The 12,905-nt window shown below is 46.5% G+C and carries 7 protein-coding genes; all 7 read left to right on the plus strand.

Translation table 11 applies throughout. The annotated features are described in order from the left end of the window. Window positions 1–87 precede the first annotated feature (87 nt). The 7 genes from ESB13_RS04310 to amaB all read left to right on the plus strand — a co-directional run bounded on the left by ESB13_RS04310 (window position 88) and on the right by amaB (window position 12,887). Window positions 88–696, plus strand: coding sequence for an RNA polymerase sigma factor (locus ESB13_RS04310; RefSeq protein ID WP_129001790.1), 609 nt, complete (start codon window positions 88–90; stop codon window positions 694–696). Window positions 697–716: 20 nt separating this feature from the next. Next, complete coding sequence (locus tag ESB13_RS04315; RefSeq protein ID WP_129001791.1) at window positions 717–1,805, plus strand: FecR family protein; 1,089 nt, start codon at window positions 717–719, stop codon at window positions 1,803–1,805. Between the two features lie 160 nt (window positions 1,806–1,965). Beyond that, entirely contained in the window at window positions 1,966–4,512 is a 2,547-nt protein-coding gene (locus ESB13_RS04320; protein ID WP_129001792.1) for a SusC/RagA family TonB-linked outer membrane protein, read from the plus strand. A gap of 4 nt (window positions 4,513–4,516) precedes the next feature. Further along, window positions 4,517–9,004, plus strand: a complete 4,488-nt coding sequence (locus tag ESB13_RS04325; protein ID WP_129001793.1) for a TonB-dependent receptor plug domain-containing protein — start codon at window positions 4,517–4,519, stop codon at window positions 9,002–9,004. Between the two features lie 347 nt (window positions 9,005–9,351). Continuing rightward, on the plus strand, window positions 9,352–10,428 hold the full coding sequence (locus ESB13_RS04330) for a saccharopine dehydrogenase family protein (protein ID WP_129001794.1): 1,077 nt from the start codon (window positions 9,352–9,354) through the stop codon (window positions 10,426–10,428). Window positions 10,429–10,438: 10 nt separating this feature from the next. Next, window positions 10,439–11,344: a DUF1338 domain-containing protein gene (locus tag ESB13_RS04335; RefSeq protein WP_129001795.1), complete on the plus strand. Its 906-nt coding sequence runs from the start codon at window positions 10,439–10,441 to the stop codon at window positions 11,342–11,344. A 10-nt stretch (window positions 11,345–11,354) separates the two neighbouring features. After that, entirely contained in the window at window positions 11,355–12,887 is a 1,533-nt protein-coding gene (gene amaB / locus ESB13_RS04340) for an L-piperidine-6-carboxylate dehydrogenase (RefSeq protein WP_129001796.1), read from the plus strand. Window positions 12,888–12,905: the final 18 nt, after the last annotated feature.

Raw genomic sequence — 12,905 nt, forward strand, 5'->3', positions numbered from 1 at the left:
AATAACAGCTGTTGATATGTTATTTTAATATCATTTAATTGTTATATTGCAGTATAACGAGAATTCCTGTATTCCAAAAATTGCCGTATGAATGTTTTGTTTTCCAACCCGGAAGATTACTGGGCTGTATTCCTCGACGGAGATAAACTGGCCCTGGATCATATCGTGAAAACCCATTACAACCTGCTTTATAATTATGGCCGTAAGTTTTCTACAGACGTCAACCTGGTAAAAGACTGTATACAGGAACTTTTCCTTTCCTTATGGAGAAACCGTGAAAATACAGGACAGCCTGCCTCCGTAAAACACTACCTGCTGAAAGCCATGCGGCGGCGTTTACAAACAGCATTAGCGAGGCTTTCAAAACAACAGGTCATCGATATCTCATTTATCCCGATAGAAGCCAGCGCCGGTACATCGCCGGAATCAGACAGGGTACAAAATGAGAACAAGACAGAATTGAATAGTAAAATAGTGAAAGCCTTCTCTTGCCTGCCGGCCCGCCAGCAGGAAATCATCTACCTCCGCTTCTGCCTCCAGGCAGATGCAGCCAATATTGCACAGATCATGGGACTCAGCCGGCAGTCGGTTTACAATCTCCTGAAACTGGCGCTCGATAGATTAAGAGAGGTGAGCGTCACCCTGTTTGAACAGGGCAGTACCCTGCGTATGCCCGGAACCATGATGGTCGTCTGATATACCACTTGCCATACACTATGCAACAAAACCCGGTTTACTCTGTTTACGATCTTATTGCCAACGGCTCCTTCAAAAAATGGATCCTGTACCAGGATGAAAAAGAAGGGCTTTACTGGCATAACTGGATTGCCGAAAATCCCGACAAACTGGAATGGGTGGCTGTGGCCAAATCGATGGTCCTGTTACTGAATAGCCATACACATGCTGTCGGCAGCGAAGAAGTTGATGCTGAGGCAGCCTCCATCATGCTCCGTCTCGACGAAGAAAAAGAAACCGAAGCGTTGTATGTTCCGTCCATTTGGTCAAGAGCAGGCACCTGGGTGGCAGCTGCTGTTTTATTATTGATGCTGACAGCAATGATCTACCTGCTAACACCATCTGTTGAGCCCTCAGATTACAAGAGCCTGCCTGTTTACAACAATAAGCTGGTATTTGAAAATTCGGGGGACAGCGTGTTACGTGTGGCCCTGCCGGATGGTTCCAGGGTACTCCTCGAAAAAAACGCACGCTTGCAGTATGCCGATGACGACAGCCTGAAACAACGGGTTGCCCTTCTTTCCGGCGATGCTTTCTTTGATATCGCACATAATCCTTCACATCCCTTTGTTGTTTATACCAGCAGCATCGTAACACATGTATTGGGTACCAGTTTCTGGGTGAAAGCCAGCCCGGGTATTACTACTTCCAGTGCAATCGTAAGAACAGGAAAAGTAGCTGTTTTCAGAAAAGAAGATTACCTGCACCGAAGTACTTCATCCGGCATCCTGCAGGGGGTAGTGCTGAGTGCCAACCAACAGGTAAGCTACGATATCGCGCATGACCGTGTATATAAGGCACTGGCAGCCGATCCGCATGCGGCATCACCCGATGCCGATACTATTCTTAACCTCGATGCACAACCGGCAGTGGCCGTATTTGAACAACTGGAGGCATTGTATGGCATCCCCATTATCGTTGACAAACAAACTTTGGCAGGTTGCGCCGTTACGGCCGTACTGGGCAACGAAAGCTTTTATGAGAAAATAACGACTATTTGTAAGATCCTCAATGCCAGCTATGAGATAATTGATGGCACAATTGTCATTAATTCGAAAGGGTGTAAATAACCTTCATTTAAAAACCATTACCGGTGGCGCAGCGTGGGAAACTTATCCCAATGGCCATATGCTTCCGCTTGTAAATTGATATGAAAAATATTTTCGCCCGCGTTTATGTAATTGCATCAGTGGGTGCATCCACTATACAATAACTTTTAAACCGAAGGCCTTGAAGTACTTGATATGCCTGTTTATGATAATTCCCAGCCTGGCAAATGCGCAGCGGCAGGAGGCTGTAGAACCCATTATTTCGCAAGACTACCAGTATATGGTCCGGCAGGAACGAAAGCCGTTAAACAAGCTGGATTCTTTTATCGCCCGCCACCGCATACCCTTGAAATTGTTGAACCGGGTATATGGTTACCAACAGGCTTCAAAGCTTAGGATCTCCGATACTGGCACTGTTGAAGCGATCTATACCCCCATTATGCAGATCGTTTTTAAGGGTTCTTTCCGTACTTTGACAGAACTGCGTACGCACAACAGGCTCCCGGCATTACAATCCAATTTCGTGCAGGGCAGGAATGTGAACGGCGCAACTGCCTGGCGCGGCCCCGAAACCAATGAAGCTTTCAGCTACGGCCCGGCGGCTTCCTCACTGGAGTTCGATGGATCAGCTTATCCTTTTGACAACAATGGCAGGCTTACTGAAAAAGGGCAGGGGAACGGAAAACCCGCTTTCATCTATGACAATGGAATATTCCGCCCCGCCGTACATTTTACACAGGAAGCTGCCATTAATGCATATGCCTCAAAAAACTATTACAAGGATCTTTATTTTAACCTTAGCCTGAAACGAACAACCGAAAACACGTTTATCCGCGACAATAAAAACTGGGGAACAACACTTCTGAATAATATAGGCTTTCCACTGGGACCCATTGCCATAAAAACAAGCTACACTTATTCCGGCAATAATTTCTCCAATAGTAACAGAACTGGCTTTTTAAACAGGGTTTACCAGAACAGCCTGTTAACACCTGTCTCCTTTAGCAACGAACAGGGTAACAGGCTTAGCCCAACACAGCAGCGAAGTTTTAGCAATAGCGCCGACAATGCATTGTTCCTGCTCAACAATGACAATGCCGCACGATGGCGCCAGCACGCAGGAAGTGTATCATTAGCTTATACCCAAGGAAATCTGGAGCTTAAAAACATGCTGTCTATCCTTTCTACACGCCAGCAAGACAAGGAAGTATTTCAACCCGGGGCATCAGCATGGCCCAATGGCATGTCGAGCGATAGGAATGCTACCTCATTGAATTATACATCCAGGTCGGAACTGCTTTTAAAATGGCTCGATCTTTATAAATTCAATAGTTCCGTTAGTGCAAGGCACCTTTTTACGCACGAACAAACCAGGATCAATTACCAGCCCGACGATCTGTCTTATAGATATACCCGCGATGCCAACGATATATTATTATCAGCATCGGCCTTCTATAATCCTGGCGCGCTCGACCTGGGTTTAAGCTTCGGCAATGGCTTCTATACTTCAAATACTGCCGCCGTCAATGCGGCATTCCTTCCTTTTTTTAATTTGAAATTTGGAGCCAGGAGAATAATGACAGATCTGGATATGACGCTGACAGGCGGTTTCCGGCGCTTTAATAGTGAACCGGCGCTGAATCAGTCGATGTCGGCCGCTAACCTGTTACTGTTACAAAGCAGCCAGGTGGCAGGATACCGGCCGGTTAAAGAAGCGCTCCGTTACGATGGCCTGGCACCAATAGAACACGGAGAATGGACGTCCAATATCGAGTTCACTTACAATTACAGGTATAACCTGCTGGCAAACTTTTATGTTAGGAATACGAGGGGAGATGTGTACCCCTTCCACAGTGGTAATAACCTGCTGCTGGATAACATAGCCGGTATCCGGAAAAAGGGAATGGAACTTACATTAACGATACGGGAAGCTGCCGAACAACACCAGGATATTAAACATTCACATATTATCAGTTTCGTTACCTACAGGAATAAAGTAAGCTATGTAAAAGACAGTTACAATGGGTTGCCTGTAGCCGGGTTCAGCAATATATACGCAGCGCTCCTAACAGGACAGCCGCTGGGAGCCATTGTTGGTAATGACTATATACGGGATGACGATGGCAGGCTCATCATTGGTAACGACGGCTTCCCGGTTGTACAAAACGCGACCAAAGTAATAGGTGACCCCAACCCCGATTTTATACTGAAGTCGATGCACGATTTCCGCTGGAATGCACTGCAATTATCGCTGGCGCTGGAATGGAAGAAAGGTGGCGTTGCCTGGAATGGTACGCAGGCTGCACTGGACTACTACGGCCGGTCTGCGGTTAGTGCCAGGGACAGAGGTATTACCGGTTATGTTTTCGATGGGGTGAACCCGGCAGGGAATAAAAATGATCTTCCTGTCAGCTTTTATGACCCCAATGCACCGTTGGAAAACAACCGCTGGGTACGCTATGGTGAGGCCGGCGTTGCAACAGACTATATACAAAGAACAGACTATCTGAGAATAAGGGATATCAGGCTCAGTTACACTGTAAAACTAAACAGGTTCAACGACCGGATGACCTTCTCGGTGTATCTGAATAACCTTGTTGTATGGACGCCTTATAAAGGAGCCGATCCTGCACAATTCCTGTACGACCAGCCCGGTGTATCCGGCATCGATTTCTTTAACCTGCCATCAGCCAAAACATGGGGCTGTAATATCCTATTCCAATTCTGAGTATATGAATTCTATCAAAACATTTGCGATAGCAGCAATACTACTGACAATTTCTGCAAGCCTGGCAGCTCAGGAGGAAAACTACAGTGAGCTGAAAGAAAAGATCTATATACATACCAACCACGTGTTCTTTAAACCCGGAGAACAGCTTTTTTTCAAGCTATACGTGGTCAACGGCCAAACCCAGCTGCCTTCAGATCTGAGCCAGGTTGTTTATACCGATATTATAACGCCTTCCGGAAGTGTGTTAACAACCATAACCAGCCAGTTGAAAGATGGTTATGCAGAAGGTTCTCACAGGTTTTACGAAAGTGAAAAAGGAGGGATCTATAAAATAAGAGCATATACCCGCCTGATGCGGAACGAAAAGGAAGCTACCTGGGCAACAAAAGAGATCACTGTTCAAAAGATCATCGCCCCAAGGGTATTGATGAAACTTGAATTCAGGAAGAAAGCATATGGAGCGGGAGAGGAGGCTGTAGCGGATTTCTCTATGCGCAGCCTTGACGATATGCCTGTAAGAGATCATCCGCTAACCTATAAAGTTAGCCTGGCAGGAAGGGAGTTAAGAACAGATAATACAGGAACAGACAGTACAGGGAAAGCCGTTATAAAATTTCGCTTGCCTGGCGAACTGAATACCAGGGACGGTTTACTGAATGTTGTTGTGAATTATGATTCTTACGTTGAATCTATTGCCCGGAGCATTCCCATTGTATTGAATAAAATAGACCTGCAGTTGCTTCCTGAGGGCGGGTCATTGCTGGAGAACATGCCCGGCAAGGTGGCATTTAAAGCAGTGAATGAATTTGGTAAACCAGCCGATGTAAGCGGGTATATAAAGAACAGCGCCGGAGACACTGTCACCAGTTTTGAAAGTTACCATCATGGCATGGGTTGCTTTACAATCACCCCAGGGGATAATGAAAGCTACACTGCCGTAATTACCAGTCCCGCAGGCATCAATGATTGTTATCCATTACCAAAGGCTACCCCAAAGGGTGTAGCGATGCTGTTCCGCCAGGACAGCCTGGTAAGAATAAAGCTTTCTTCGCTGCAACAACAAACTGTGCTTTTAAAAGTTTATAGCCACGATAAGGCTGTATATGAACAGCAGCTGCATTTACAAACCGGTGAACAGTGGATAAATGTCAACCCTGTACAGTTTCCCATGGGCATAGCCCGTTTTACTGTAACCGATATGATGTCACGGACACTTGCAGAAAGACTGGTATTCCTGCACCGTACAAAAACATTGCAGGTAAGTATCAGTACCAATAAGAAAGTATATATGCCAAGGGAAACGGTAAAACTGAGCGTAAAAACAACAGATGAAACCGGCGCCCCCCTGCCAGCCAACCTGTCCCTTTCTGTAGTAGATGATAAGCTTTGGACACTTGCCGACGACAAACAGGATAATATCAGTTCATGGCTGCTGATGAGCTCAGAATTGAAAGGAAAAATAGAAGAGCCTGCCTTTTATTTCAACAAAGAGGAACCTAAGGCAGACACAGCACTTGACCTGGTGATGTTAACGAATGGCTACCGCTACTTCGAATATATCGATTCGGTAGCAATAGATGGTAAACTAAGGTATAAGCAGGAGTTGTCTGGAATGTTGACAGGAGTGGTACGCAATAAACATGGTAAGCCGGTTAAAGCAAAAGTTTACCTGCTGGGCTCCCCTGGTTATATGGGAGAAGGTAGCGGAATTGCTGCCTGGCAGACAGATGAAGACGGCATGTTCTTTTTCACAGGGTTAAAACCAGGGTTCTTCTATCAGTTGATGGCAAGGTCCGATGCCAAAAGAGAACAGGTCTCTATAAAGCTCCTCAAACAGGGAACAAACGTTGACCCGTTTCAGACGAAGGACAGCCTCGCCGGCAATGACAAAATGGATCCGAAGGTGATTGCTCCCGGGCAGGAGCTGGCAAAACGGCCCGCTGTGAGAGAAGATAGTATATCAAGCGGCAGTAGTAAACTTGAGGACGTAGTGGTAGTAGGATATGGCATGACAAAACTGAAGAGCATAACAGGAAGCGTTACCAGCGTTAACATGGGCGAGTTGTTATATTCAGATCTTAATACCGCATTACAGGGCAGATTGCCAGGAATCGCCATTACCCGGAATGCCAATCCATCAGAATATCCAACCATCAGCTTAAGAGGCAGCAGGTCTTTCAGCTATGGCAATGCGCCGTTGATTATTGTAAATGGAATGCCTGTGGAGAAACTGGATATGACTATCAATCCAGCTGAAATAGCCAACATAACGGTAATGAAAGATGCCGGCGCTACTGCCTTATATGGCAGCCAGGCCGCTAATGGCGTTATTATTATAACCACACTGGATCAACGGAATAATTACGGGCATGTCAGGCTAAAACTTGAATTCCCGCACTATGCTTCGCTGCCGGTCCCGCGTTCGGAAGTTTCTTTAAGCTACAATGTTCGCTTTTATGCCCCCAGGTACTCCTCCGTAAATACCAGTTTCCGCGACGACTTCAGGGAAACGATTTACTGGAACCCGGTAGTACAAACAGACAAAAAAGGCGAGGCATCGCTGAGTTTTTGTAATAGCGATGCTACTACTACCTTCAGGATCATCGCCGAAGGTATTGGCTACAATGGCAAACCCGGCCAGCAACAGCAAACCTATTCAGCGCGGCCCGCATTAAGTGTTGATGCCAAAATACCTCCTTATCTCACCGTTGGTGATACGGCACTGATTCCCGTAAATCTTAAGAACAATACCGACACTGCCAGCAAAATAGTAGTATCAGCCATTATGCCCCGGGGAATGCACCTGCTTTACAGACCCGATACGCTGCTGTTAAAACCCGACAGTTCCATGCAGGTGCTGGTGCCGGCAACTGCTGCCAGGTCTTTGGATGATAATATGATGTTTGAAGTGTGCACCGGGCAAATTAGCGAAACCATATCCCTGCCTGTAACAGTGGGTGAAAAAGGATTTCCGGTAAACCTCTCCCTTTCAGGCAATGAGGCGGCTGAACGGAATTTTATCGTTGGCCCCATCGTAAAGCATAGCCTGAAAGCCAGCTTTCAGTCGTTTACCGGTATGGAAGAGCAGCTGTTGCACGACATGAGATCCATGCTGCGGGAGCCTTACGGGTGCTTTGAACAAGTATCTTCTACAACCTATCCCAATATACTGATACTAAAATATCTGCGTGAAGCCAAAAAAACGAATAGGGCCGTAGAAAGAATAGCGTTGAGTTATATCCATGAAGGTTATCGTAAACTGGTGGGTTACGAAACTTCGGAATATGGCTTTGAATGGTTTGGACGTACACCCGCACAGGAAGTGCTTACCGCATATGGCCTGATGGAGTTTACCGATATGAAGCCTTTCGCCGATGTAAACGAAAAGATGCTGGAACGTACAAAACAGTTTTTGTTGAACAGGCGCGATTGTACCGGTGGCTTCATGATCAAAGGTGAAAGGTATAGAGAGAAAGATAAACCAGACACCCTGGCTAATAGCTACATCGTATATGCCTTTACCGAGGCAGGCATGGGCAAGGAAGTGATTCCCGAATATGAAGCCTCGGTTAAGGCGGCCTTCGCAACCAAAGATCCCTACCAGCTGGCGTTGATGGCAATTGCTGCCGCTAATATGCAAAAGAACACCGATTACGACTCCCTGATGCAGTTGTTGAACACTACTACCGTGAAAGCCAGGGAAAGCATTGTCCATTCCTATGGAGCTTCGTTGCAGGTAGAAGCCATGGCGCTGCATGCATTGGCATTGTCGAAGCACCCGCATCCCAACAAACCTATGATGGCGCGCCTGCTAAGTAATATCCATTCAGAAAGAAGCTATTATGGTTATGGATCAACCCAGGCAACGGTTCTCGCCCTGAAAGCCATGATGGCGTTCCGTTTACTGAAAGATTCTTCCGACAATAAAACGCAGATCACAGCACGGCTGAATGATACGCTTATAAACGGCACCACCCGCCTGGACTCACTGATCAAAACCGGTGAGAACCACTTATCAGTAAGTTACTCCGGCAACCTGCAGGTTAACCCATACAATTTTGAAGTAAGCTACTACACCAATACGCCTCCGGCCAGTGATAGCTGCGCAGTAGAGTTATCAGCTGCGCTCGCCGGCAATAAAGTACGCGTCGGAGAAACAATTCGTTTAAATATAACAGTAGAGAACCTCCGGGATAAAGAGCAGCCTATGACCATTGCAAAATTGGGTATACCGGCAGGACTCTCGCTTCAGCCATGGCAACTGAAACAGTTGACAGAACAAAACAAGGTCGCTTATTACGAAATATTCGATAACTACCTGGTGTTCTATTGGCGCGATCTGGCAGCAAAAGAAATAAAGAAAATGGGTCTCGACCTGAAGGCCGATATTCCCGGCAGCTATAAAGGCAGGGCCAATAACAGCTATTTATATTATACGCCTGAATATAAACATTGGCAGGAAGGACTTGAAGTAAAAGTTCTTCCTTAGTGACCACAACGTTCAACCCTTAACCCATGGTCATCAACTAACCATTATTGTGAAAATAGGCCAGGGCTGGTCATCATTTTGGCCAGCCTTTTTATTAGGCCATATGGCTTCCCCTGGAAATAGTATAATGTTTTTAAGGTGTATCACGCATTTTTGACGGGCTGTTCGCAATTGCGTTTAAGTTGTTATATTTGTTTAAGTCCGTATTTTATTTTGAATCACTTCATCAACATACACTGCTCGTACATGGCCTTCCTCAGAAGTGCCTGTGCCAACATTCCATAAGGAGTGTTGCTTCTTGTATTTATCAACACAATCTTATTTATTTACCAAAACTAGTTTCACTAATGAAAATGGTGGCTATTATTGGCTTGGGTAAAGTGGGCGCACTTGTAGGCACTTTACTGGCCGAAGAATTTACCGTTCATGGATTTGATCGTCAATCCCCCGCAGAAGCCGTTGGCTTTCCTGTTATGACAGGAGATGTAACCAATGAAACGGCTTTGCTGGATTTCCTTTCGGGCAAGGATGCTGTAGTGTCCTGCCTTCCTTACCACCTTAACATTGGTGTGGCCAGGGTAGCGCACGCTCTCGGCATTCATTACTTCGATCTTACGGAAGATGTCCCTACTACAACAGCAGTACGCCACATGGCAGAAACTTCTAAAGGAGCAATGGTGCCGCAATGCGGCCTGGCTCCCGGTTTTATTGGAATAGTGGGAGCAGCACTTTGTAAGCGCTTCACCAAACTACGGGATATAGAACTAAGGGTGGGCGCATTGCCACGTTACCCCAACGGCCAGCTAGGCTATTCTTTCACCTGGTCGCCGGCAGGTGTTATCAACGAGTACATCAACGATGCCGAAGTGATCCATAATGGCGTACGCAAGTTCGTTCCTTCCCTCGAAGGCATAGAAATGATAAATATAGAAGGGCAGGAATTTGAAGCATTCTCCACATCGGGAGGACTCGGCACTTTATGCGAAACACTCGAGGGAAAGGTCGACACCCTCAATTATAAAACCATGCGCTATCCCGGTCACGCCAGGCTAATGCGTTTCCTGCTTTATGAACTGATACTCAAAGAAAAAAAACAACTTGTTGAAGAAATCCTCACAGAAGCCAAACCGCCGGTGAAAGAAGATGTTGTTTATGTGTATGCTGTGGTAGAAGGATGGAAAGAAGACCGTCTGGCCAGGGAAGAATTTTACCAGGCTTATCACCCGCTATCCATCCTTGGAAGGGAATGGAGGGCCATATCCTGGACAACAGCAGCTTCTATTGCTGCCGTCGTGGAAATGGTAGCAAAGGGAATACTCCCACAGAAGGGATTTGTTAAACAGGAAGATATTAGCTTCGACGATTTCCGGAACACAAGATGGGGAAGGTTATACGCCACTGCAGAAACTAGGTCCATCGTATAAAAGAAATGCTATGAACAAGATCCAAACCTGGCAAGAAGTGCTCGATGGCCTTACGCACCGCTATAAGGAAAGAGTTCCGGATGTAAAAGGCATTCTCGAGGCCATGAAACAGGAAGAACTTCTGCAAAACGAAGATGAAATAGAAAACGATCATATTGCGTTCCGCACAATGGGTGTAGCCCATCTGGGTGTGGCTTCTCTTGAAAAGATCTTCCTTCATTACGGCTATGTAAAACGGGACTATTATTTCTTTCCTGAGAAGAAATTAAATGCCTGGTGGTATGCGCCACCGGCCGAATTCCTGCCACGGATATTTATATCGGAGCTAAGGGTGGAAGACCTCTCCGACAAAGCCAGAACTATCATTCATTCTTATACCAATACGGTAACAGCCGATCCTGTAGACAGTCTTGACCTTGACAATCCAGCCGAAACCATTCGTTTCCTGCATAGCCCGTTATGGCATACGCCCTCACTTGACGATTATAAACAACTGGCAGCTGAAAGCGAATATGCAGCCTGGGTGATCTTTAACAGGTACTACCTTAACCATTATACTTTATCGGTTCATCAGCTGAAAAAAGGGTATAACACAGTTGCCGGCTTTAACGATTTCCTGGAGAAGCACGGTTTCCGGCTTAATAATTCAGGAGGAAAAATAAAGCAAAGCCCAGATGGACTGCTTATTCAAAGCAGTACTGTCGCGGGCCAGGTAGAAGCAGAATTTGCCCGGGGAGAAAAAATGCTGATCCCCGGCTCCTATGTCGAATTTGCTGAAAGAAGGGTACTGCCCGCTTTTCAGCACCTTCAACCGAATGAAATAACACGAAGCCACAGGAGAGAAGGTTTCGAGGCCGGTAATGCAGATAAGATCTTTGAAAGTACTTATACGGCACAGGCTAAACAATTACTTTAACGCACTTGATATGAAAGATATTCTAAAACAACTTGATATTGCCGGCGAAAACAAAGGCACCAGCACAGGAACTGAATGGCTTCCGGGTTCAGGCGATCTGTTACAAATTAAATCGCCTGTCGACGGATCACCCATTGCAACCGTACAGCAAACTGATGATAAAAACTATGAAGCCGTTATGGCAAAAGCGGCAGAAGCCTTTGCCTCGTGGCGTCTATGGCCCGCACCTAAAAGAGGCGAAGTGGTGCGCCAGGTAGGAGAGGCCTTGCGCAATCACAAGGAAGCGCTTGGCAAACTGGTATCGTACGAAATGGGTAAAAGCCTGCAGGAAGGATATGGAGAAGTACAGGAAATGATCGATATCTGCGACTTTGCAGTAGGATTGTCCCGCCAGCTCTATGGATTAACCATTCACAGCGAAAGAGCAGGTCACCGGATGTACGAACAGTGGCATCCGCTGGGTACAGTAGGTATTATTTCCGCTTTTAACTTCCCTGTAGCGGTATGGAGCTGGAATGCTATGCTGGCTTGGGTTTGCGGCGATGTATGCATCTGGAAGCCATCCGAAAAAACGCCACTGAGCGCCGTGGCTTGTCAGCATATTATCAGTAAGGTATTCCAAAAAAACCAGGTTCCTGAGGGCGTATGCAGCCTGGTAACAGGTGCCAGAGCGCTGGGAGAAAAGCTCGCAGCCGACCACCGTATTCCATTACTTTCCGCCACAGGCTCAACCAGAATGGGAAAAGCAGTTGCTGCCACCGTTGGAGCCAGGTTGGGTAAAACACTGCTGGAGCTTGGAGGCAACAACGCCATCATCATTACACCCGAAGCCGATCTTAATATTGCTATTATTGGAGCTGTATTTGGTGCAGTAGGAACCGCTGGTCAGCGCTGCACCACAACCCGGAGACTCATTATACACGCATCCGTTTATGAAACGGTTAAGAATAAACTTGCCGCAGCCTATGCACAGTTGCGGATAGGCAACCCGCTCGATGAACACAACCACGTAGGGCCCCTTATCGATAAAGCAGCAGTACAACAATACTTGTCTGCAATAGAAAAGTGCAAAACTGAAGGCGGAAACTTCGTCGTAGAAGGCGGAGTGCTGGAAGGAGCAGGTTACGAAAGCGGCTGTTATGTTAAACCATGTATTGCAGAAGCACAGCCGCACTATGAGATCGTACAGCAGGAAACATTTGCGCCCATATTATATTTATTGAAGTATAATACACTGGAAGAAGCTATCGCCATTCAGAATGGCGTGCCGCAGGGACTATCATCTTCTATAATGACGCTTAACCTCCGGGAAGCCGAAACATTTTTATCTGCAGCAGGATCCGACTGTGGCATTGCCAATGTCAATATAGGCACATCCGGCGCAGAAATAGGTGGCGCTTTCGGAGGCGAAAAAGAAACCGGGGGCGGCAGGGAAAGCGGTTCCGATGCATGGCGTAATTACATGCGCAGGCAAACCAATACTATTAACTATAGCACCGCATTACCGCTGGCCCAGGGCATTAAGTTTGAATTAGGTGAGTAAATAAGGTACCAGTCATAA

This window comes from Filimonas effusa (genome assembly GCF_004118675.1).
In the GTDB taxonomy this organism is placed as follows: domain Bacteria; phylum Bacteroidota; class Bacteroidia; order Chitinophagales; family Chitinophagaceae; genus Filimonas; species Filimonas effusa.